We start from the raw sequence: 21,799 nt of genomic DNA on the forward strand, positions 1-21,799 counted from the left end.
CAGTGGCGAACCACGGATCCAAGGTTGGAATCCGATTAATGTTACATATGGCAACAAATAAGCCATAGAAAAAACATATTTGTAAAGATGAATGGAATCAAGGGCTTAACTCGATATGTAGACATTTTCCTAAATTGTGTTTATCTTATGTGTAAGATATCCCGACAGTTTTACCCCGCGTGGCGGCCCAGCCGCACGATCTGCCCGGACCGGGCCTTGGCCAGGGCTTTGCTGAGAATCTTGTACGTGTCGAAGTCAAACGCGGTGTGGCCGGACTCCAGCAGCTCGGCCACTTCTTCGTCGCTTTTGGCCGTGCCCAGGTAGCGCCAGTCGTGCAGCACATGCAGGTCGCGGCCTTCGCGCAGGCCGATGGGGCCGGCATGGGGCCAGCGCTGTACTTTGTGGCGGGTCAGGGCGGTGAGCAGGGCCAGGTTGTGCTGGGCCAGGGGCTGGGTGCCCACGCAGGCCCCCGCGCATTGGCGGATCTGGTGGGCAAAGCAGGGTCGGCCGGGGGCCAACTTTTCCAAGCCCAGCACGCCGCGGCACAGGCCCTGGGTGCTGGCCAGGGTTTCCAGCAGTTGCAGGGCTTCGCGCCGCGAGCGGAACGGGCCAAACAAATTGTCTTGCACGCCCAGCGCGATGTCGGGGCCGTTGACCAGGCGCGGCACCAGCGGGGTTAGCAAGGCACTGGTGTCGTCCAGCTGCCAGGCGTGCAGGTCGCGCTGGCGGCGCAGTTGCACGTTCATGCTAGGTTGCTTGTCTTTGACCCACTGGGCTTCGAGCAGCAGCGCGCCGACTTCGCCCTCGGTTTCTACCCAGTCGATGTCGGCCACCTGCTGGCTCAGACGCATTTCTTTGGGCTTGCTGAGGGCCGCGCTGAAGTGGGCCAGCACGCGGCTGCGCAGGTTTTTGCTTTTGCCGATGTACAGAGGGCGGCGCTGTGCGTCGTAAAACACGTACACGCCGGGGGTTTCGGGCAGGCGGTCGATGTGCTCGGCATCCAGTTGCGGCGGCACGGCGGGGCGGGCCGACAGGGCGTTGACCGCCTCGTGCAGGGTGGCGGTATCGAACCGGGTGTGCAGCACTTGCCAGAACTGGGCTAGCGCGTCGGCATCGGCCAGGGCGCGGTGGCGGGCGGGCATTTGCAGGTCGTGCGTGGCTATCAAAGTGTCGAGGTTGTGCCGCGCCTGGGTGGGAAACAGGCGGCGCGAGAGCTGCACGGTGCACAGTACGGGGGCTTGCCAGGCGATGCCGCAGGCTTTGAATTCGGCGCGCAGAAAGCCGTAGTCAAAGCGGGCGTTGTGGGCCACAAACAGCTTGCCGCGTAGGCGGTCCAGGATCTCGGCGGCCACGGCCTCGAACGGCGGCTGGTCGGCCACCATCGCATCGTCGATGCCGGTGAGCTTCTGGATGAAGGCGGGGATGCGCGTGCCGGGGTGGATCAGCTGGCTCCAGCGGCGCACGTGGGGGCCGTCCACCTCGACGATGCCGACCTCGGTGATGCGGTCGCGCCCGGCGCTGCCGCCGGTGGTTTCAATGTCTACAAAGGCCAGGGGCGGAAATTCGGAATGCATAGCCATTAAGCCTAGCAGTTCGCATGTGCCCATGGTAGGTCGAGGCTATTTGTGCTATTTATTTAATAGCTATATGTGTATGTGATACATGTGCTGTAGGCATATTTTTTATGTAATTTTGTTGCGCTGCGGGTGCCGGGTCTAGAGGGCCTGGCGAAACGTCAGATTGATGCGTTGGCTGCCCGTCAGCGCGTGGTGCCCGGCCGCCAGCGGGGCAATGCCGTGGAAGGCCAGCCGCGAACGGCCACCCCAGACCACCACGTCGCCATGTGCCAGTTGCACCCGGCGCACTGGCGCGCTGCGCTGCAATCCGCCAAACAGAAAGATGGCCGACAAACCCAGCGACACCGAGACGATGGGCGCGTCCAATGGGCGTTCATCACGGTCTTGGTGCAGCGACAGGCGGGTACCAGGCTGGTAGCGGTTGATAAGGCAGGCATCGGGAGCAAAGTGGGCAAAGCCGACGGCCTGGGCGGCGTTGCGGGCCAATGCAGCGAACGCGAGCGGTAGTGCAGGCCAGGGCTTGCCGGTGGTCGGATCGCAGCTTTCGTAGCGGTAGCCGCGCGCGTCGCTGGTCCAGCCGAGTGGGCCGCAATTGGTCATGGCTACCGCCATTTGCAGCCCACCGGGCGTGCGCATATGCCGCCAGGGCGCTTGCTGCAGCACACGGTCCACTTCGATCAACAGAGTCACCGCCTCCTCAAACGCAAAGCCGCGCAACAACCAAGCGCCATCGGCCAGCGCCTCGCGGAACACGGGATCGCCAGGCTGGCGTGGGAACAGGTCTTCTGTCATCTCAAGGGCTCCACTGTGCAGCGCGGGTGGCGGCGGCAGATGGGGGAGTACAGGTGGTGCCAAGGCATCCGCCGACTTTAAAGCTCAGGCCAGGTCCTCGTGCAGGCACAGGATATTGCCCTCGGTGTCCTCAAACCACGCGGCCTTCTCTGAACCCAGCACGCAGACATGGTTGACCGTTTTCAGGTCGGGGTAGTCGTAGTCGGCAAAGCGGACCCCGCGTGACTTCAGCCGATGGATGGCGGCGGCCAGATCGTCCACCCGAAAGCTCAGGGCGGTGTGCTCGGCCTTGGTTCCCTCGGGCTTGGGAAACAGGGCGATCTCGGTGCCACCACAGCGGAAGATAAAACGGCCATCCGGCTTGCCACCCACGGGTTGCAGGTCGAGTAACTGATCGTAAAACTGGCGCGCCCGTGCCAGGTCTTTGACGGGCAGGATGCAGGTGACTTCGGTGCTGGGAAAGTCGTCCATGGCGAAACCTCCTTGTGGCGTTGCAGGGGACATCCTAGGATCTTAGGTAACCCAGCGCGAGATGCCATACGCAGCCCTGCGTACAGGCGCGGGCGGGTTGGCGGAGGGTCCATGAGCACCATGCGTGAACGAGATTGGCGGGCCTGCTTCGAGCTGCTGCAGACGGTGCTCGAAGCTGGAGACAGTGTGGATGCGCTGGCCCGCGCCGCCGTTAACGCGCTGCCCATGCTGGTGGTGGCGGAGATCAGCAACCTGTGGATGTGCGACCTGCGCAACGGCCAGCGCCAGAGCTTGGCCATGCCCGAGGCGGGAATCGGGGCCGAAAACCGGGTCTGTTTCAACTCTTACTTTCGGACGCATTCGCTGCTGCAGTTCCATGCCGACCCGCACGGGCCCGGTGCGTACCGCCTTAGCGACGGATTGCTGTTTTCGCGCTTTTGCCACAGCGAGTTGTACAACGGCTACTTTCGCCGCGGCGGCACCGACTATGCGGTGTCGCTGCCGGTGTACGTGGACGACGCTACGTTGGTCAGTTTTGTGCTGAACCGGCGTGACCGCGACTTCAGCGAACGCGAGCGCAACATGCTCGATCTGGTGGGTGGCCCGCTGTCGCGCATGTACCGGCAGGCGCGGGCGCTGGAGCAGTTGCGCGCCAGTCTGGTGACCCTGGCCCCCGATGTCCAGGGCCTGCACGCCCGGGGCGTGACACCGCGCGAGACCGAGGTGCTGCGTTGGTTGGCCGCTGGCAAGACCGACCGCGAAATCGCGGCCATCCTGGGCTGCAGCTACCGCACGGTGCAAAAGCATTTGCAGCGCCTGTATATCAAGCTCGGTGTTGAGACCCGTACCGCGGCGGTACTGCGGGCCCTGGGCGGCTAGGCGGCCGCCGCGGGCACCGTACGCAGTGCTGCGTATGGCGCGCCAGGCGCGGTCGGCCTAAGCTGGGCAGTTCAGGGGAGGGCAAAAAATATGCGGCGGACGCCGTGTAAACCATGGGAAATGGAGGCAATCCGATGAACAGCGTGAACGTGCTGGATGGCGAGGGTGCGCCGGTGGCAATCGATGCTGCTGCGCTCGAAGCGTTGAAATCCTCGCTGCGCGGGTTGTTGCTGTGTCCCGGCGACGAAGGCTTCGATGCGGCGCGCACCGTCTGGAACGCCATGGTCGATCGCCGGCCCGCCCTGGTGGTGCGCTGCGTGGGCGTGGCCGATATTCTGCAGGCGGTGCGCTTTGCCCAGGCGCACCGCCTGCTGACCGCCGTCAAGGGCGGGGGCCACAACATTGCGGGCAATGCCGTTTGCGATGGCGGTCTGCTCATCGATTTATCGCAGATGCGGGCCGTGCTGGTCGATCCCGAGCAAGAGGTGGCCCAGGTAGAGCCGGGCGCGACGCTGGCCGATTTCGACCACGAGTGCCAGGCTTTCGGCCTGGCCACTCCGGTGGGCATCAACTCAACTACCGGCATTGCCGGGCTGACGCTGGGCGGCGGCTTCGGCTGGCTGTCGCGCATGCACGGCATGACGGTCGATAACCTGCTGGCCGCCGACGTGGTCACCGCCGATGGGCACCTGCTATACGCCAGCGTGGACGAGAACCCCGATCTGTTTTGGGCGATCCGCGGCGGCGGCGGCAATTTCGGCATTGTCAGCCGGTTTGTATTCCAACTCCATCCGGTAGGGCCGGAGGTGCTCAGCGGACTGGTGGTGTACGCGCTTAAAGACGCGGCGGCCGCGTTGCGGCAATTCCGCGACTACGTGGCAACACTGGACGATGACACGACGGTCTGGACGGTGCTGCGTAAAGCTCCGCCCCTGCCTTTTTTGCCGCCGGAGGTGCATGGCACCGAGATCATTGCGTTTTGCGTGTTCCATGCCGGAGACCCGGAGGCGGGGCGCCAGGCGATTGAGCCGGTGCGCCATTTCGGCACGGTGCTGGGTGAGTTCATCGGCCTGCAGCCGTACACGGCCTGGCAAAAAACCTTTGACCCGCTGCTCACGCCGGGGGTTCGCAACTACTGGAAGTCGCACAATTTCGCCCAGCTCAGCGACGCTGCCATCGCGGTGGCGGTGAAGGCCGTGCACAGCCTGCCTTCGCCGCACTGCGAGATATTCTTTGGCCTGGTAGGCGGCGCGACCACCCGTCCCAGCCCGGCTGCCACAGCCTATTCGCACCGCGATGCCTTGTATGTCTGCAACGTCCACGGCCGTTGGGAAACCGCTGCCGAGGACGCGCAATGCACCGCCTGGGCGCGGGCCTTCTTCCGCGATGCCGCACCCTATGCCACTGGCGGTGTGTATGTCAACTTCCTGACCGATGACGAGCCCGAGCGCATCAAGGCCGCTTACGGCCCGGGTTACGACCGGCTGGTGGCTGCCAAAAACACCTACGACCCGGGCAATCTGTTCCGCATGAACCAGAACATCCGTCCCGGCACCTAGGCACACCGGACAGGTCAGCGCATATTGCCGGTGTGGCCCAGCGAGTAGCGGCCCGGCTGGGGCCAGACGGTCAGGCCGTGCGGCTCGGCACCGACCTTGATGGATTTGACGGCACCGGTGTCGGTGTCGAAGGCGTAGACCACGTCGTCGAAGCGGCCCGACAGCCACAGGGTTTTGCCATCGGCGCTGACGTTGCCCATGTCGGGGCTGCCGCCACCGGGGATGGGCCAGGTGGCGACCACTTTGCGGGTGGCGAAGTCGAGCACCGACACGCTGCCTGGGCCTTTGCGCTTGCCGTGCACCATGTTGCTGCCGCGGTTGGAAATGTAGAGCTTGCTGCCGTCGCGGCTGGGGTACAGGCCGTGGGCACCGGTGCCGGTGGGGATCTGGCCGATCTTGGTGAAGCTGTCGCCGTCCACCACGTGGATGCCGTCGGCCATCATGTCGGCCACATAGAAGACCTTGCCGTCGGGCGAGATACGGATGTCTTGCGGCATGCCTTTTTTATCCAGTAGCAGGTAGCCCACCACCTTGCGGTTCACCATGTCGATCTTGGCCAGCTTGCCGCCGAATTCGCAGGTGAACAGGGCGTAGCGGCCATCGATGGCGAAGTCGGCGTGGTTGATGCCTTTGCACTCGGGCACTTCCAGGCTGGACTGCAGCGCCATGGTGTGGGCATCGCGAAAGTCCAGCCGGGCATGGGCTTCGGCCACCACGATGGCCTGCTTGCCATCGGGCGTGAAGTACATGTTGTAGGGGTCGTCCACCGGCACGTCCTGGCCGGGCTTGCCGGTTTTGGGGTCGATGGGGGTCAGGCTGCCGCTGTTTTTGCCTTCGGCATTGTTGGCTACCCACAGGGTTTGCATGTCCCAGGCGGGCACCACGTGCTGCGGGCTGTGGCCAACCGGGAACTTGTCCACCACCTTCATGGTGGCGGGGTCGATCACGTACACATCGTTGGAGCGCAGATTGGGCACGTAGATGCGGGGCAGGGCGCTGGCCACCGCGGGGCTGAGGTGGCCCGCACCGGCTTCGCTGTACAGGTTGCTGGCGTTGACCACCGGCGGTATGCCGGGCACGGTGGCGATGGGGGCTGCAAAGGCGCTGTGGCACAGGGCCAGGGCGGCGGCAAGTTGGATAAGTTTGGGCATGGGGTATGTGGGCCGGTTAGAGATAGACGTTAATTTAGCGGGCGAACTTAGCGGGCAGCAGTGGCGGCCTTGAGCGCCTGCACGGTTTTGCTGACGATGGCATCGATGCCGAGTTGGCCCAACTCGGCTGTGGCGCGGTGCGGGTCGCCGCCGTACACGCCGTCGGCTTGGCCCACCTTGGGGCCGCTGCGCATGGCCTCCTGGCGCACCATTTGCGGGGCTACGGCCATCAGCAAGGCGGTGTCGGCCAGCCCGGCGTGGGTGCCGATTTCGTCGTCGCGGATGCCGTGCTTGCGCAGGATCTGGGCGTAGCCGTCGGAGCTGGTGCTGTAGTAGACCTCGGGCACGATGGCCTTTGCACCGCTGCTGGCCCAGTTTTTGTTCAACTGGGCTACCACCTGTTGCACATCCTTCAGGTAGCCGCCGTGGTCGCCCAGAAACACGATGTTTTGAAAACCATGCACCTTGAAGCTGTTGGCGGCGGATTCCAGGGTTTTCTTGAACACCTCGTCGGGCACGGTGATGGTGCCGGGAAAGCGCATGTGCGAGCTGGTGGGCGCTGTGCCGCCCTCGGGCACATAGGCAATCACCGGGGCTACCAGGGCGTTGCCCAGGCCTTCGGCGATGCGCTGCGACAGCACCTTGACCCGCGCGTTGTGCTTGCCCAGCGCCACATAGGGCCCGCTTTGTTCGGTGCCGCCAATCGGCACCAGGATGGTGGTTTTGCCCTGGTGTACCTGGTCGCGCAGCTCGGTCCAGGTCAGGTCTTCCAGAAATACGGTGTGCGGAGCTTGCGCCCAGACGGCGTGCGCGGCAAAGAGCAAGGCGATACCAGCCAGGACGGTCTGCGCGCGGTGAAGAGGGTGGTGCATGGGTGGGTTCTGTAAAAGCGTTCTAGAACGAGCCCTGCGAGTGTCTACAGTTCCCATACCTGCACTTTGTTTCAAGTCAAGTCGGGGTAAAGCTGCGACGAGCCACTTGTGGGGGTTTGGGTGAACGCGGGGCGAAACGGACTATATTGGAAGCCATATTTGCGCTAATCTACCGAAAAGAGCTCTATGAAATTTGACCAACTGATTGCTTCCGACACCCTGATCCCGTCGCTGCCTGTGACGGTTGCGCAGATCTTCGGTGAATTTCAAAAGCCCGAGCCCAACATCCGCCAGATCACCACCCTGGTGTCGGCCGAAGTGGGGCTGACGGTGCGGGTGCTGCGCCTGCTTAACTCGGCCCGCTACGGCAGCGGTGGCCGCATTGGCACGATGGAGGCGGCCATTCCACTGTTGGGCCTGAAAGCCACCAAGCAACTGGTCAGCGCGGCGGCGGTGGGCGGGGCTTTCCGTGTGGTGCCGGGTGTCAACCTGCCCGAATTCTGGCGGCACAGCCTGGACGTGGCCAAGATCGCCCAGTCGCTGGCCGGTTCGATGCGGCTGGACAAGGGGCTGGCGTTCACCGCCGGTTTGCTGCACGGCGTGGGCGATCTGGTAATGAAGATGGCCATGCCCGACGAGCCCTGCATGCAGCCCAACTTTGCCCAGGACAGCAACCGCCACGCCAGCCAGCTGGCCGCGCTGGGCTATTCGTACGCCGATGTGGGTGCGGCATTTGCCGCCAAGTGGCGCTTCCCGCAGGAGATTGTGGATGCCATCCAGCACCACCCGAACCCGCAAGACGATGTGGCCGCCGACACCCTGGCCGGTATTTTGTACCTGGCCTCGTGGGGCGGGCGGGCCCACGAGCTCGACCTGGACACCCCCAGCATGCTGGAACAGTACCCGCACCGCGTGGCCGATGCCATTGGTTGCACCGAGGAGGAGCGGTTGTGCTCGGAAGATGCAATTGAATGGACACGGCCCGAGGAGGCGGGGGATTTCTCATAGCACTTGGCTCGCCCCCAGGCTGCAGTGCTGCGCGTCTTTCGGGTGATACCTACGGCTGGCGAAACCGGTTCCGTGGTGTCTGTGGAGGGGGCTGGGTGGATTTTGGCCGAGCGGGTAAATTTAATAGCTTAAATGGCTTCTGGCGCTTATTCTGTATAGGCTAGTAGCTATCAATACGATAGTAAATTAGGGCGTGTATTTTTGCGGGTAAATTATTGTTTCAAAAATATGATGATTAAGCTAGGTTGGTGCGGGCAATATGGACGGTAATCGGCCGGTTCTGGGCATTTTGGTGGATGTTTCGGGTTCAGGGTATTCCCTCAGTGGATTCGTGGGGGTTTATTTGTATTATTAATGGAGGTGAGCGGCCGGGCTTTGCGGGCGCAACCACTTGAACCCGAGGTCTTTGCACGGTTCCTTCGCCCGCGGGCGGGCGTGCGGGGCTTTGGCTACATCCAAAGAGACGAAAGAACACACCATGCATTTTGCGAAACGTACCACCGTGCAGGCTGCGGCCAGCCTGGCCCTGGCCTCCATCGGCCTGATGACCGCCGCCGCGGTGTCGGCCAAAGAAGTAACGGTCTGGGCCTGGGACCCGAACTTCAACATCGCCATCATGAAGGACGCTGCCGCCCGCTACACCGCAAAGCACCCGGATGCCACGTTCAAGATCGTGGACATGTCCAAGTCCGACCTGGAGCAAAAGCTGCAAACCACACTGGCCTCGGGCGTGACCAAGTCGCTACCCGATATCGTGCTGGTGGAAGACTACAACGCGCAAAAGTACCTGCGCTCGTTCCCTGGTTCGTTCGAGCCCATGTCGGGCAAGGTCAACTACGCCGGGTTTGCCAAGTACAAGGTGGACCTGATGACGGTGGACGGCAAAACCTACGGCCTGCCGTTCGATTCGGGCGTCACCGGCATGTACTACCGCAAAGACTTGCTGGCCAAGGCCGGGTTCTCCGAGAAAGACATGGAGAACATCACCTGGGACCGCTACATCGAGATCGGCACCAAGGTGGCTGCCGTCACCGGCAAGAAGATGCTCGGTATCGACCCCAATGACAACGGCCTGATCCGCGTGATGATGCAGTCCGCCGGGCGCTGGTATTTCGACAAAGACGGCAAGCTCGACATCAAGGGCAACCCCGCCCTCAAGGCCGCCATGGAAGTACAGGCCAAGCTGTTCAAGTCGGGCATCGTCAAACCCGTGACCAACTGGGCCGAGTACGTGGGCGCAGTCAACAAGGGCGATGTGGCCAGCATCACCACCGGCGTGTGGATCACCGGTGCGGTCAAATCCGAGAAAAGCCAGGCAGGCCTGTGGGCTGTGGCACCCACGCCGTCGTTGAACGTGCCGGGCGCCACCCACGCGTCCAACCTGGGCGGCTCCAGCTGGTACGTGCTGTCGGGCGGTAAAGAGAAAGCCATGGCGGTGGACTTCTTGAATGAAATCTTTGCCAAAGACGTAGATTTCTACCAAAGCATCCTGACCGCACGCGGCGCGGTAGGCACCCTGATGGCCTCCCGTGCGGGCAAGGCCTACAGCGAGGCCGATCCGTTCTTTGGCGGTTCGCAGGTGTGGCTGCGCTTTAGCGACTGGCTCGAAAAAGTGCCCAGCGTGAACTACGGCATGTTCACCTACGAAGGCGATGCTGCTGTGTCGGCCCAACTGCCCGCTTTGGCCAACGGCATGCCGGTGGACCAGTTGCTGGACAAGATCCAGCAGCAACTTGCGGCCCAGGTGAAGTAATTCGCTCACCCCCAGGCTTCAGCGCTTCGCGTCTTTCGCCAACCCCCCTCGTATTGGCTTGCAAAGCCAATACGACATGCAGGGGCAACACCAGCAGCCTGGCAGAGCCAATTCTGCGGTGTTTCTGGCGGGCGTGGGTCATTGCTGAATAGTGGGGGTATCCGTCCATCGTTATGGATACAGGGGCTGCCATCGCCCCGCCTATTGCCCTTGTTTTGGAGTGTTTTATGCCGCTAGCAAGCAGGCCGGGTCAGCGCCGCTTTTTCGATATCAACGGGTGGGCTTTTGTGTCGGCGGCGCTGCTGCTGATCGCCACCTTCATGGTCTACCCGATTGGCAAATCGCTGTGGATGTCGCTGCACGCAGGGCAGGGCACCATGGTGCGGTTTATTGGCTTGGGCAACGTAGAGCGCCTCACCAGCGACCCGATGTTTCTGCGGGCGCTGACCAATACCTTCATTTTTCTGATCGTCCAGGTGCCCATCATGATCGTGCTGGCGCTGGTGATGGCCTCGTGTCTGAACATGCCCAACCTGCGCTTTCGCGGGCTGCTGCGCACCGCCGTGTTCTTGCCCTGCGTCACCTCGCTGGTGGCGTACTCGGTGCTGTTCAAAAGCATGTTTTCGTATGACGGTCTGGTCAACGCCACGCTGCTGTACGTGGGGGTGATCGACCAGCCTGTGCCCTGGTTGACCGACCCCTTCTGGGCCCGGGTGGTGGTGATTGCGGCCATTACCTGGCGCTGGACCGGCTACAACATGATCTTCTACTTGGCGGCCATGCAAAACGTGGACAAGTCGATTTACGAGGCCGCCCGCATCGACGGTATCTCGGCCACGCGCCGGTTTTTGTCGATCACCATTCCGGTGCTGAAGCCGGTGATTTTGTTCACCACCGTCACGTCCACCATCGGCACGCTGCAGATGTTTGACGAGGCCTTAAACATCACCAACGGCGGCCCGGCCGACAGCACGCTGACGCTGTCGCTCTACATCTACAACCTGTCGTTCAAGTTTGTGCCCAACTTTGGCTACGCGGCCACGGTGTCGTACGTGATTGTGATTTTGGTGGCGATATTGGCCTTCTTCCAATTTTACGTAGCGCGGGAAAAGGAGTAATGCACATGTCCTTTGAAAAAATCCGCATGGCGTTTATTTACCTGTTTTTATGGGTCATGGCATTTTTGTCGATATTTCCGTTTCTATGGATGGTGATAAGTGCCACCAACGTGAGTAACGACATCACCAAAGGTAAATTATCTTTTGGCAATGCTATTGTGGATAATTACCACAAGTTCGCTACCCTGTTTGATGTAGGACAGGTATTTTGGAATTCCGGAAAAATTGCGATTGTGGGGTCGGTTCTAACCCTGTTGGTGTCGTCTTTGGCCGGTTATGGGTTTGAGGTTTTCAAGTCGCCTATCCGCGAGCGGTTTTACCAGGGCATATTGGTATCGATGATGATTCCATTTGCCACGCTGATGATTCCGCTGTTCATTCTGCTGGCCTCATTTGACATGCTGGACACCCACATGGCGGTGATCTTGCCCACCGTCGCCTCGGCCTACATGGTGTTTTACTTTCGGCAAAACACCAAGGCGTTTCCGTCGGAGCTGCGCGATGCGGCGCGGGTCGATGGCTTGAAGGAGTGGCAAATATTCTTATTTGTCTATGTGCCGGTGATGCGCTCCACCTATGCCGCAGCTTTCATTATTGTGTTTATGGCGACCTGGAATAGTTTCTTGTGGCCGCTGATTGTTTTGCAATCGGTCGAGCTGAAAACTATTACCCTGGTTTTGTCGTCTCTGGGTTCTTCGTATACGCCCGATTTTGGCGTGATCATGGTCGCCACGATCATGGCCACCATTCCCACACTCGCCGTTTTCTTTGCCATGCAACGCCAATTCGTTGAAGGCATGCTCGGCTCGGTTAAATAAGGTTTTTAAAATGCGTTCGGTTCAAAAAATAAATAACGGTTGGATTTTTCACACAGACTTTTCGCAAGACTTGATTGCGAATGCCAAGGCCGGTGACACCGTGCGCCTGCCGCACAACGCGGTCGATCTGGAGATGAACTATTTCGACGAAAAGTCGTTCCAGAAAGAGTTTGCCTACCAACTCAACCTGCCTTGGCAGCCCGCCTTCCAGGGCCAGGAAGTGGCCCTGGTGTTTGACGGTGCCATGGCCAACACGGTGGTCTGGGTCAACGGCCAGCAGGTGGCCCAGCATGCCGACGGCTACACGCCTTTCGAGGCACGGCTGACCGGGCTGCTGAACCCCGGCGACAACCTCGTCACCGTCAAGGTCGACGGCAGCGAGAATCCTGACATCCCGCCCTTCGGTGGCCAGATCGACTACCTGACCTACGCTGGCATTTACCGCGATGTGTGGCTCAAAGTGACCGACGCGGTCTCGATTGCCCGCATCAAGGTGGAAACCGCACACGAGCTCAGCGATGGCAAAACAGTCACGGTGATCGGCACCCTGGCCAACCCGCGTGGCGTGGCGCTGGCAGGCACGGCGCGGGCCGAGCTGTGCACGCTGGACGGCACGGTGCTGCAGCAGCACACCGTGGCCTTCACCGGCGACACAGTGCGCCTGGTGTTCGAGAACCTGGCCGGTCTGGCGCTGTGGGAACTCGACTCGCCCCAGCTCTACCGCGTGGCCCTGCACATTAATACGCCCGACGGGCAAGATACGCTGGAGTCCCGCTTCGGCTTTCGCACCGCGCGCTTCGCCAGCGACGGCTTCCGCCTGAACGGCAAGCTGCTCAAAATTCGCGGCCTGAACCGCCACCAGTCCTACCCCTACGTGGGCTACGCCATGGGCCGCCGCGCGCAAGAGCTGGATGCCGACATCCTGAAGAACGAGTTGCACTGCAACCTGGCGCGCACCTCGCACTACCCGCAGTCGCCGTATTTTCTGGACCGTTGCGACGAAATCGGCCTGCTGGTGTTTGAAGAGATTCCGGGCTGGCAGCACATTGGCGGCGCGGTCTGGCAAGACGAATCGGTCGAGAACGTGCGCCGCATGGTGCAGCGCGACTGGAACCACCCCAGCATCATTTTGTGGGGCGTGCGCATCAATGAATCCCGCGACGACCACGACTTCTTCGCCCGCACCAACGCCATGGCCCGCGCCCTGGACACCACCCGCCAAACCGGTGGCGTGCGCTGCATCGAAAACAGCGAGCTGCTGGAAGACGTGTACACCATGAACGACTTCTTCCACATCGCCCCCGCCGACTGGCTGCCAGGCCGTACCCCCGCGCCGCTGCGCCAAACCCGCGACGTGACCGGACTGGCCCATGACGTGCCCTACCTGGTGACCGAGTTCAACGGCCACATGTACCCCACCAAGCGCATCGACCCCGAGGACCGCCAGGCCGAGCACGCCACCCGCCACCTGGAGGTGCTCAACGCCGCCTACGCCAACCCGCAAATCGCCGGGGCCATTGGCTGGTGCATGTTCGACTACAACACCCACAAAGACTTTGGCGCGGGCGACCGCATCTGCCACCACGGCGTGATGGATATCTTCCGTGCGCCCAAGTTCGCCGCCGCCGTCTACGCCAGCCAGTGCCCGCCGCAGCAGCAGGTGGTGCTGGAGCCCGTGACCTACTGGGCGCGGGGCGAGAAAGACCGCTGCGAGGTGCTGCCCCTGCTGGTGCTGACCAACTGCGACTACCTCGAATTCCAATTTGGCGACTTCCCCGTGAAGCGTGCCGAGCCCGACCGCGCCAAGTACCCGCACCTGCCGTACGCACCCGTCACCATCGACAGCCGCCAGGTGGATATGGCCGAAGTGGGGGCCTGGGGCATGCAGTGGCTGGACTGCACGATCACCGGCTTTGTGGGTGGCCAGGCCGTGGCCAGCGTCACGCTCAGCGGCAACCCGCTCCCCACCACGCTGGAGGTGGTAGCCGACAGCACCACGCTGCTGGCGGGTGAGAAGGATGCCGTGCGCTTCACCGTGCGCGCCCTCGACCAGTGTGGCCGCGTGCTGCCGTTTCTGGACGACGTGGTGGCGGTGGAAGTGACCGGCGGTGCCCAACTGCTGGGGCCGGAACTCATTCTGTTCAAAGGCGGCGTGGCGGGCTTCTGGGTGGAGAGTACCGGGGCGCACGCCGATACCCAGGTGGTGGTGTCCACCCGGCGGCTGGGCCGCCAGGTGTTGACGTTGGCTGCTGCATAAGGAGACCGAGATGGCAGACGTCAAACTCACCCGTATCACCAAATCCTTCGGCAACACCCATGTGATCCGGGGCGTGGACCTGGAAATCAACAAGGGCGAATTCGTGGTCTTCGTCGGCCCGTCCGGCTGCGGCAAGTCCACCCTGCTGCGCATGGTGGCGGGCCTGGAAGACATTACCAGCGGCGACCTGGAGATTGGCGGCCTGCGCGTCAACGACCTGGACCCGTCCAAGCGCGGCATCGCCATGGTGTTCCAGTCGTACGCGCTGTACCCGCACATGACGGTGCGCGAGAACATGGGCTTTGCCTTGCGCTTTGCCGGGGCCTCCAAAACCGAGGTGGCCACCAAAGTGGATGCCGCGGCCCAGGTGCTGGGCCTGGGCCCGCTGATGGACCGCAAACCCAAAGCCCTGTCGGGTGGCCAGCGCCAGCGGGTGGCGATTGGCCGCGCCATCGTGCGCGACCCCAAGGTGTTTCTGTTCGACGAGCCCCTGTCCAACCTGGATGCCGAGCTGCGCGTGCACATGCGCATCGAGATCGCCCGCCTGCACCGCGAGCTGGGCTCCACCATCATCTACGTCACCCACGACCAGGTCGAAGCCATGACCCTGGCCGACAAGATCGTGGTGCTGCGCGCCGGCCAGGTCGAGCAGGTGGGTGCGCCGCTGGAGGTCTACGACAACCCGGCCAACACCTTTGTGGCGGGCTTTATCGGCTCGCCGAAGATGAACTTTCTGGATGGCGTCGTGCGCGGTGCCGACGGCGCGCTGTGCCACATCGAACTGCCCGGTTTTGGCGGCATTGTGGTGTCGCTGCCGTTCACTGGTCCGGTGCCTGCCACCAGGGCCGAGGTGACGGTAGGCGTGCGCCCCGAGCATTTCCGCGAAGACGGCGACGGCCACCTGCAGCTCACCATTGACATGCTGGAGCACCTGGGCGGCGAGACTTTTGCCTACGCCCGCGCCGAATCCGGCGGCCTGATGGTCATCAAAACCGAGCATGGCCGCGCCCTGCGCATGGGCCAGGCGTTCGATGCGCGGTTCCAGACCCGACTCGCATTGCTGTTTGACCGCAAGACCGGCGCCCGCATTTATTAGTGGCTCACCCCCAGGCTACAGTGCTTCGCATCTTTTGCCAACCCCCTTGCAGGGGGCAACACCAGCAGCCTGGCAGAGCCAGTTCTGCGGTGTTTCTGGAAGGGGCGTATTTGCGGTTGGTTTACGCGGAGACTGCCCTTGTCGCTTATCGCTTAAGCACAAGCAGCTATAAAAAACATAGTTCTGGCCAGGGCCCATGTCGTGCCCCGGCCAGAAGCCGTCGTGCGGGTGGGGGCGGGCGAGGCCGATTAGGGCAAGACTGGGGACGTTCAGCCCCATCCACCACCAGCGCCGCGCATGACCGTTTCCTCCGCCTCCTACATCTACCTCTTCATCGCCATCGTTGCCGAGGTGGTCGCCACCAGCTTCCTCAAAAGCTCCGAGAGCTTTACCCGGCTCTGGCCCAGCATGGTCACGGTGGTGGGCTATGCCATCGCCTTTCTGTTCCTGTCGCTGACCCTGCGCACCATCCCCACCGGCGTGGCCTACGCCATCTGGTCGGGCACCGGCATCGTGTTGATTTCGCTGGTGAGCTGGTGGTGGTTCGGCCAGTCGCTGGACTTGCCCGCCATCGCCGGCATGGGGCTGATCATTGCCGGGGTGGTGGTGGTGAACGTGTTTTCCAAGACGACAGGGCATTGAGGTAAGCGTTTTGCATTAAAGGGTAAAACAGGCCGCTAGCGCATACGGCACCTGCGTAGGCAGCTATAAAAACCATAGTTTTTAGCCAGTGTGCTGCAGCGCACAGACCGTGTCACACCCCGCTGCTACATTTGCCTGTAGCAGCCGTATCCAAGTCCTTCGGCTTGCAGCGTGCCGCACGAAGGACAACACATGGCACTGCACCAAACGATTGAAGCACACGACCAGGGGATCGAGGACGTGTATTCCACCGATGCCTCGCAGCGCCGCCTGCCCAAGTACCGCCTGCCCGACCATTCCACCGCCGCCTCTGCCGCCTACAACCTGGTGCGCGACGAGCTGCTGCTGGACGGCAATTCGCGCCAGAACCTGGCCACCTTCTGCACCACCTGGGTCGAACCCGAGGTGCAAAAGCTGATGGCCGATGCGCTGGACAAGAACATGATCGACAAGGACGAGTACCCGCAAACGGCCGAGATCGAAAACCGCTGTGTGCACATCATTGCCGACCTGTGGCACGCCCCCAAATCCTGGGACACCATAGGTTGCTCCACCACCGGCTCCAGCGAGGCGGCCATGCTCGGCGGCCTGGCCTTGAAGTGGGCCTGGAAGCAGCGGCGCGAAGCGGCAGGCCTGCCCACCGACAAGCCCAACTTCGTTTGCGGCCCAGTGCAGATCTGCTGGAAAAAGTTCGCCCGCTACTTTGACGTGGAGATGCGCGAAGTGCCGTTGCGTGGCGATGCCCTGGGCCTGCAGCCGCAAGACCTGCGCGCCTACTGCGACGAAAACACCATCGGCGTGGTGGCCACGTTGGGTGTCACCTTCACCGGCATCTACGAGCCCGTGGCCGCATTGGCCGAAGCGCTGGACGCGCTGCAGCGCGACCTGGGGCTGGATATTCCCATCCACGTGGACGCGGCCAGCGGCGGTTTTGTGGCCCCGTTCATCCAGCGCGATGTGCAGTGGGACTTTTGCGTGGAGCGGGTCAAATCCATCAATGCCTCCGGCCACAAATACGGCCTGGCCCCGCTGGGTGTGGGCTGGGTGGTGTGGCGCAGCAAGGCCGATCTGCCCGAAGACCTGATTTTTTACGTGGACTACCTGGGCGGCAACATGGCCACGTTTGCGCTCAACTTCAGCCGCCCGGGCGGCGAAATCATCGCCCAGTACTACAACTTTTTGCGCCTGGGCCGCGAGGGCTACACCCGCATCCAGCAGGCCTGCGCCGACACCGCGCAGTGGCTGGCGCAGGAGCTGGCCCAGATTGGCCCGCTGGAGCTGGTGTATGACGGCAAAGGCGGCCTGCCCGCAGTCTGCTACAAGCTCAAGGACGGCGTGGACCATGGATTTACGCTGTATGACCTGTCAGAACGGGTGCGCATGCGCGGCTGGCAAATTGCCTCGTATCCGCTGCCCAGCGACCGCCAGACCGTGGTGGTGCAGCGGGTGCTGGTGCGCCACGGCGTCAGCCGCGACCTGATCGCGCTGCTGCTGCAAGACCTGCGCCACGGCATCGCCTTTTTGCAGCAAAACCCGGTGCTGCATTCCACCGCCGGGCCGACCTTCAACCACGGTGCCGAAGCGGCCCCGGCCCTGTTGGTGTGCGAATAAAGCCGGTTGCCCGCCATGCACGCATTCCTGGTTTTTCTGCAGCAGAACCCGTACATCCTGCTGTTCACCGTGGTCGGCCTGTCGGTCTGGGTGGGCCGCTGGACCGTCCAAGGCTACGGCCTGGGCCCGGTGGCCTCGGCCATCACCATCGGCTGCGTGGTGGCCACCTGGGGCGCGGCCAACGGCGTGGAATTCACGCTCGACACCTTCACCAAGAGCCTGTTTTACTACTTGTTCATGTACGGCGTGGGCCTGCGCGTAGGGCCGTCGTTCATTAACAGCCTGAAGGGTGACGGGCTGAAGTTCGTTTTTCTGGCCACGTTGTCGTCGCTGCTGGGCCTGGGCATCGTGGTGCTGGGCGCGCGCTGGATGGCGCTGCCGGTGGGCGCGGCGGGCGGCATTCTGGCGGGCTCGCAAACCATGTCGGCGGCGATTGGCTCGGCCGAGCAGGCCATTACCTCGGGTGTGGTGGCCCTCCCGCCCGGCTCCACGGCGGCCGGTGCTACCGCCATGATTGCCTTGTCCTACGGCCTGACTTACATCTGGGGCACGGTGGGCATCATCCTGATCTGCAAATATCTGCCGCGCTGGTGGCGCGTGGATGCGCGCCAGGCCGCCCAGGACTACGAGCACGAGCACGGCGTGCCCAATGTGGACGACGCGGGCCTTAGCGGCTACCGTCCGTTCGACCTGCGCGCCTATCGCGTGGTGCACCCCGACACGGTCGGCCAGAGCATTGCCCAGTTCCGGGCGCGCTTTCCGCAGTACCAGATCGAAAACGTCGAGCGCGGCAAGCGTCTGCTGGGGGCCGACCCGTCCCTGGTGCTGCGGCACGGCGACGTGGTGGCCCTGGGCGGCAGCCTGGTGGCGCTGACCGACCACATGGGCAGCATCGGCCCCGAAGTGCCGGACGCACGGGCGCTGAACATCCCGCTGGACCAAGCCGAAATTGTGGTCACCCACCGTGCGGCGATTGGCCGCACGCTGCAGGACTTCCGCACTTCGCCGCTGGCCGGGCAGGTGCAGCTCACCGGCATCGAGCGCGGCGGCGTGCCCCTGCCCATGGGCTTGCAGACCCGGCTGCAGCGCCTGGACGTGCTGCACTTTGTGGGCCTGCGCAGCGCCATTGACCAGGCCACCGCGCTGCTGGGGCCGGTGGCGCGGCCCAGCACCGCCACCGACCTGCTGACGCTGTCGCTGGGCATGCTTCTGGGCTTTGGGATCGGGCTGGTGCAGGTGCCCGCGTTTGGCGCGACGGTGGGGCTGGGCAATGCGGGCGGCCTGCTGGTGTCGGGCATCCTCGTGTCGTCGCTGGTGTCACGCCTGCGCTTCTTTGGCAACACGCCCAACGCCGCGCGCAATGTGCTGGAGGACATGGGGCTGATCTTCTTTGTGGCCATCGTCGGGGTCAACGCCGGGGCCCACCTGCTGTCGCAGCTTAGCGGCACCCTGGCGCTGCAGATTCTGGGGCTGGGTTTTGTGGCCTGCACCGTGCCGCCCTTTGTCGTCTGGGCCATCGGCCTGCACCTGTTCAAGATCAACCCCGCCATCCTGATGGGCGGTGTCGCCGGGGCCCGCAGCCATTCCGGCCCGGCCCGCGAAGCCGCCAAGGAAATCGACAGCTCGGTGCCGTGGATCGGCTTTCCGGTGGCGTATGCGGTATCGGGGATTTTGCTGACGGTGTTTGGCTACTTCGCCATGGTCTTGGCGCAGTAGCAGCGGTTTAAGCAAAATCGGCATCTAGCGCAGGTGCTGCCTGCGCTAGATGCTATAAAAATAGTAGTTTAGGCATTGCCTGCAACGCCCTCGCGGCCCACCACGACCGCTTCCATGCCTGCAGCGCCGGCCCGGTGCAGCAGCACCGGCACCGACTTGTACGAGGGTGTCAGGCTGTCCGGGTCCACGTGTTCCAGGGCAATCAGCGGCTGCGTCTCGGGGTAGTACGAGGCGCAGCAGCCGTCGGGCAGGTCGTAGCAGACCAGCATCAGGCCGCGCACCACGCGGTCGGCGTGGGCGTGGTCCATGGCGGTGGCCACGTCCACCACATCGCCTTCGTGCAGGCCGCGCCGGTCTAGCTCGGCCTGGTTGATGAACAGCACGTCGCGCCGCCCAAACACCCCGCGGTAACGGTCGTCCAGGCCGTAGATGGTGGTGTTGTACTGGTCGTGCGAGCGCAGCGTGGTGAGGGTGAGCACATCGGCCCCCCCATTCGCCAGGTCTTCCTCCAGGCCGGGGAACACCGCGAAGTTGGCCTTGCCGCTGTCGGTCTTCCAGATGCGTTGCTGCGCGGTATTGGGCAGCTGGAAGCCGCCGGGTTCGCGGATGCGTTCGTTGTAGTCGGCAAAGTCCGGGAACACCGCCTCGATCTTGTCGCGGATCAGGGCGTAGTCGCCCGCCAGGGCATCCCAGTCGGCCACCGAGCGCGCGCCCAGCGTGGCCTTGGCCAACCCGGCGACGATGGCCGGCTCGGAGCGCACCTGGTCGCTGGGCGGCTCCAGAAAGCCGCTGGAGGCATGCACCATCGACATCGAATCTTCCACCGTGACCGACTGCTTGCCGCTGGCCTGCATGTCCAGCTCGGTGCGGCCCAGGCAGGGCAGGATGTAGCTGGTCTTTGCCAGCAGCAGCTGGGTGCGGTTGAGCTTGGTGGTGATGTGCACGGCCAGGTCCAGATTCCGAAAAGCCTCGAAGCAAGCTACCGGGTCGCTGGCCGCCACCGCCAGGTTGCCGCCCAGGCAAATCATGGCCTTGGAAGCCCCGCTGCGCATGGCGGCAATGGCCTCGACCACCGAGTGGCCGTCGTGCCGCGGCGGCTCAAACTGGAACACATCGCGCAGGCTGTCCAGCAGCGCGGGCTTGGGCCGCTCGGTGATGCCCACGGTGCGGTCGCCCTGCACATTGGAGTGCCCGCGCAGCGGCGAAATCCCCGCGCCGGGGCGGCCGATATTGCCCTTGAGCAGCAGCAGATTCATGATCTGCTGCACGTTGCGCGTGCCCGAACGGTGCTGTGTGATGCCCATGCCGTAGCAGCAGATGGTGGCCTTGGCGGCAGCGTAAACCTGGGCCACGCCCTCCAGTTGCGCGCGGGTCAGCCCGCAGATGCCTTCGATCGCCTCCCAGGCGGTGGCATCGATATCGGCCACAAACTCCGCATAGCCCGCCGTGTGCCCTTGGATAAATGCATGGTCGAGCACCGGAGCCTGGCTGGCGGCCTGGGCGGCACGGTCCAGCGCCACCAGCGCCTTGGCAATACCTTTCAGCGCCGCGGCATCGCCGCCCACGCGGATCTGCAAATAGGTGGTGGCGATTTGCGTGGACGACAGCGTAGCCATCTCCACCGGGGCCTGGGGCGACTCGAAGCGCTCCAGCGCCCGTTCGCGCAGCGGGTTGAAGACGATGATGGTGGCCCCCCGGCGCGCCGCATCGCGCAGCGTAGCCATCATGCGCGGGTGGTTGGTGCCGGGGTTGTGCCCCATCGACAGGATCAGGTCCGCATGGTCGTAATCTTCCAACGTCACCGTCGCCTTGCCCACGCCGATGGAGCGCGGTAGGCCTACCGACGTGGCCTCGTGGCACATGTTGGAGCAGTCGGGGAAGTTGTTGGTGCCAAAGTTGCGCGCAAACAGCTGGTACAGAAAAGCCGCCTCGTTGGAGGCCCGCCCCGAGGTGTAGAACTCGGCCGCATCTGGGCTGGGCAGGGCGTTCAGCCCCTGGGCAATGCCGTCAAAAGCCTCTTGCCAGCCCACCGGCTCGAAATGGTCGGTGGCGCGGTTGTAGCGCAGCGGGTGGGTGATGCGGCCCTGGCTCTCCAGCCAGTGGTCGGTCTGCTGCCACAGTGCGGCCACACTGTGCGCCTGGAAAAAGTCCGGCCCGATCCGCTTGGCCGTGGACTCCCAGGTCACCGCTTTCGCGCCGTTTTCGCAGAACTCGAACGACGAGGTGTGCTTGGGGTCCGGCCAGGCGCAGCCCGGGCAGTCAAAGCCGCCGGGCTGGTTGGCCTTGAGCAGGGTGCGCACGCCTTGCACCACGATCTGCTGGCGCTTCAGCGTCTGCGCCAGCGCCTTGGTCGCGCCCCAGCCACCGGCCGGCGCGTCATAGTTTCGGATTCCTTCGGGGCGCTTGCGCATGGGAGCTTTCATGAAGAGGTGGGTAGATTTTGGGGGAGGCATGCCCCATGCACGGAACGGACCAGCAC

17 protein-coding genes are annotated in these 21,799 nt (G+C 63.3%); 11 read left to right on the plus strand and 6 right to left on the minus strand.

Going from position 1 to position 21,799, the window contains the following annotated elements; translation table 11 throughout:
* Window positions 1–170: 170 nt before the first annotated feature.
* The 3 genes from Q0T48_RS06100 to Q0T48_RS06110 all read right to left on the minus strand — a co-directional run bounded on the left by Q0T48_RS06100 (window position 171) and on the right by Q0T48_RS06110 (window position 2,840).
* The gene (locus Q0T48_RS06100) at window positions 171–1,574 is read right to left on the minus strand and encodes a 3'-5' exonuclease family protein (protein ID WP_295953865.1); all 1,404 of its coding nucleotides are present in this window, start codon (window positions 1,572–1,574) and stop codon (window positions 171–173) included.
* A 141-nt stretch (window positions 1,575–1,715) separates the two neighbouring features.
* Window positions 1,716–2,369 carry a DNA oxidative demethylase AlkB gene (gene alkB, locus Q0T48_RS06105; RefSeq protein WP_295953868.1) on the minus strand — a complete coding sequence of 218 codons (654 nt, stop codon included), beginning with the start codon at window positions 2,367–2,369 and terminating at the stop codon, window positions 1,716–1,718.
* 84 nt (window positions 2,370–2,453) lie between these two features.
* Complete coding sequence (locus Q0T48_RS06110) at window positions 2,454–2,840, minus strand: VOC family protein (protein WP_295953869.1); 387 nt, start codon at window positions 2,838–2,840, stop codon at window positions 2,454–2,456.
* A gap of 111 nt (window positions 2,841–2,951) precedes the next feature.
* Between Q0T48_RS06110 and Q0T48_RS06115 the strand changes: the two genes are divergently transcribed.
* Together Q0T48_RS06115 and Q0T48_RS06120 are read left to right on the plus strand one after the other, a co-directional pair.
* On the plus strand, window positions 2,952–3,719 hold the full coding sequence (locus Q0T48_RS06115) for a LuxR C-terminal-related transcriptional regulator (RefSeq protein ID WP_295953872.1): 768 nt from the start codon (window positions 2,952–2,954) through the stop codon (window positions 3,717–3,719).
* Window positions 3,720–3,853: 134 nt separating this feature from the next.
* Complete coding sequence (locus Q0T48_RS06120; protein WP_295953874.1) at window positions 3,854–5,278, plus strand: FAD-binding oxidoreductase; 1,425 nt, start codon at window positions 3,854–3,856, stop codon at window positions 5,276–5,278.
* A 14-nt stretch (window positions 5,279–5,292) separates the two neighbouring features.
* Here Q0T48_RS06120 and Q0T48_RS06125 read toward each other — a convergent pair whose 3' ends face one another.
* Both Q0T48_RS06125 and Q0T48_RS06130 read right to left on the minus strand, forming a co-directional pair.
* A complete protein-coding gene (locus Q0T48_RS06125; RefSeq protein ID WP_295953876.1) occupies window positions 5,293–6,429 on the minus strand; it encodes a YncE family protein in 1,137 nt (378 codons plus the stop codon).
* Between the two features lie 47 nt (window positions 6,430–6,476).
* Entirely contained in the window at window positions 6,477–7,301 is an 825-nt protein-coding gene (locus Q0T48_RS06130; RefSeq protein WP_295953879.1) for a creatininase family protein, read from the minus strand.
* Between the two features lie 186 nt (window positions 7,302–7,487).
* Here Q0T48_RS06130 and Q0T48_RS06135 point away from each other — a divergent pair, with 186 nt between their 5' ends.
* The 9 genes from Q0T48_RS06135 to Q0T48_RS06175 all read left to right on the plus strand — a co-directional run bounded on the left by Q0T48_RS06135 (window position 7,488) and on the right by Q0T48_RS06175 (window position 19,320).
* Window positions 7,488–8,309 carry an HDOD domain-containing protein gene (locus Q0T48_RS06135; RefSeq protein ID WP_295953883.1) on the plus strand — a complete coding sequence of 274 codons (822 nt, stop codon included), beginning with the start codon at window positions 7,488–7,490 and terminating at the stop codon, window positions 8,307–8,309.
* 478 nt (window positions 8,310–8,787) lie between these two features.
* Window positions 8,788–10,062 (plus strand): extracellular solute-binding protein, encoded by a 1,275-nt coding sequence (locus Q0T48_RS06140; RefSeq protein ID WP_295953885.1) that lies wholly within the window; start codon window positions 8,788–8,790, stop codon window positions 10,060–10,062.
* Window positions 10,063–10,289: 227 nt separating this feature from the next.
* Entirely contained in the window at window positions 10,290–11,180 is an 891-nt protein-coding gene (locus Q0T48_RS06145) for a sugar ABC transporter permease (protein WP_295953888.1), read from the plus strand.
* A 5-nt stretch (window positions 11,181–11,185) separates the two neighbouring features.
* The gene (locus tag Q0T48_RS06150; protein ID WP_295953891.1) at window positions 11,186–11,998 is read left to right on the plus strand and encodes a carbohydrate ABC transporter permease; all 813 of its coding nucleotides are present in this window, start codon (window positions 11,186–11,188) and stop codon (window positions 11,996–11,998) included.
* Between the two features lie 70 nt (window positions 11,999–12,068).
* Window positions 12,069–14,255, plus strand: a complete 2,187-nt coding sequence (locus Q0T48_RS06155) for a glycoside hydrolase family 2 TIM barrel-domain containing protein (RefSeq protein WP_295953895.1) — start codon at window positions 12,069–12,071, stop codon at window positions 14,253–14,255.
* Window positions 14,256–14,265: 10 nt separating this feature from the next.
* Window positions 14,266–15,351 carry a sn-glycerol-3-phosphate ABC transporter ATP-binding protein UgpC gene (gene ugpC, locus Q0T48_RS06160; RefSeq protein WP_295953898.1) on the plus strand — a complete coding sequence of 362 codons (1,086 nt, stop codon included), beginning with the start codon at window positions 14,266–14,268 and terminating at the stop codon, window positions 15,349–15,351.
* Window positions 15,352–15,648: 297 nt separating this feature from the next.
* Window positions 15,649–15,993 (plus strand): SMR family transporter, encoded by a 345-nt coding sequence (locus tag Q0T48_RS06165; protein WP_295953900.1) that lies wholly within the window; start codon window positions 15,649–15,651, stop codon window positions 15,991–15,993.
* Between the two features lie 192 nt (window positions 15,994–16,185).
* Window positions 16,186–17,604 (plus strand): glutamate decarboxylase, encoded by a 1,419-nt coding sequence (locus Q0T48_RS06170; RefSeq protein ID WP_295953903.1) that lies wholly within the window; start codon window positions 16,186–16,188, stop codon window positions 17,602–17,604.
* A 15-nt stretch (window positions 17,605–17,619) separates the two neighbouring features.
* Complete coding sequence (locus tag Q0T48_RS06175; protein ID WP_295953905.1) at window positions 17,620–19,320, plus strand: TrkA C-terminal domain-containing protein; 1,701 nt, start codon at window positions 17,620–17,622, stop codon at window positions 19,318–19,320.
* A gap of 68 nt (window positions 19,321–19,388) precedes the next feature.
* On the opposite strand, the gene Q0T48_RS06180 is transcribed toward Q0T48_RS06175, so the two are convergent.
* The gene (locus Q0T48_RS06180; RefSeq protein WP_295953907.1) at window positions 19,389–21,743 is read right to left on the minus strand and encodes an FdhF/YdeP family oxidoreductase; all 2,355 of its coding nucleotides are present in this window, start codon (window positions 21,741–21,743) and stop codon (window positions 19,389–19,391) included.
* Window positions 21,744–21,799 lie beyond the last annotated feature (56 nt).

Origin of the sequence: Rhodoferax sp. (genome assembly GCF_025354435.1) — a bacterium.
Classification (GTDB): domain Bacteria; phylum Pseudomonadota; class Gammaproteobacteria; order Burkholderiales; family Burkholderiaceae_C; genus Rhodoferax_B.

Bases quoted from the DNA above. Each gene is read 5' to 3' on its own strand.
- Q0T48_RS06150 (WP_295953891.1), top strand. From the start codon at position 11,186: ATGTCCTTTGAAAAAATCCGCATGGCGTTTATTTACCTGTTTTTATGG.
- Q0T48_RS06180 (WP_295953907.1), bottom strand. From the start codon at position 21,743: ATGAAAGCTCCCATGCGCAAGCGCCCCGAAGGAATCCGAAACTATGAC.
- Q0T48_RS06165 (WP_295953900.1), top strand. From the start codon at position 15,649: ATGACCGTTTCCTCCGCCTCCTACATCTACCTCTTCATCGCCATCGTT.
- Q0T48_RS06115 (WP_295953872.1), top strand. From the start codon at position 2,952: ATGAGCACCATGCGTGAACGAGATTGGCGGGCCTGCTTCGAGCTGCTG.
- Q0T48_RS06100 (WP_295953865.1), bottom strand. From the start codon at position 1,574: ATGCATTCCGAATTTCCGCCCCTGGCCTTTGTAGACATTGAAACCACC.
- alkB (WP_295953868.1), bottom strand. From the start codon at position 2,369: ATGACAGAAGACCTGTTCCCACGCCAGCCTGGCGATCCCGTGTTCCGC.
- Q0T48_RS06120 (WP_295953874.1), top strand. From the start codon at position 3,854: ATGAACAGCGTGAACGTGCTGGATGGCGAGGGTGCGCCGGTGGCAATC.
- ugpC (WP_295953898.1), top strand. From the start codon at position 14,266: ATGGCAGACGTCAAACTCACCCGTATCACCAAATCCTTCGGCAACACC.
- Q0T48_RS06125 (WP_295953876.1), bottom strand. From the start codon at position 6,429: ATGCCCAAACTTATCCAACTTGCCGCCGCCCTGGCCCTGTGCCACAGC.
- Q0T48_RS06170 (WP_295953903.1), top strand. From the start codon at position 16,186: ATGGCACTGCACCAAACGATTGAAGCACACGACCAGGGGATCGAGGAC.
- Q0T48_RS06145 (WP_295953888.1), top strand. From the start codon at position 10,290: ATGCCGCTAGCAAGCAGGCCGGGTCAGCGCCGCTTTTTCGATATCAAC.
- Q0T48_RS06135 (WP_295953883.1), top strand. From the start codon at position 7,488: ATGAAATTTGACCAACTGATTGCTTCCGACACCCTGATCCCGTCGCTG.
- Q0T48_RS06140 (WP_295953885.1), top strand. From the start codon at position 8,788: ATGCATTTTGCGAAACGTACCACCGTGCAGGCTGCGGCCAGCCTGGCC.
- Q0T48_RS06110 (WP_295953869.1), bottom strand. From the start codon at position 2,840: ATGGACGACTTTCCCAGCACCGAAGTCACCTGCATCCTGCCCGTCAAA.
- Q0T48_RS06175 (WP_295953905.1), top strand. From the start codon at position 17,620: ATGCACGCATTCCTGGTTTTTCTGCAGCAGAACCCGTACATCCTGCTG.
- Q0T48_RS06130 (WP_295953879.1), bottom strand. From the start codon at position 7,301: ATGCACCACCCTCTTCACCGCGCGCAGACCGTCCTGGCTGGTATCGCC.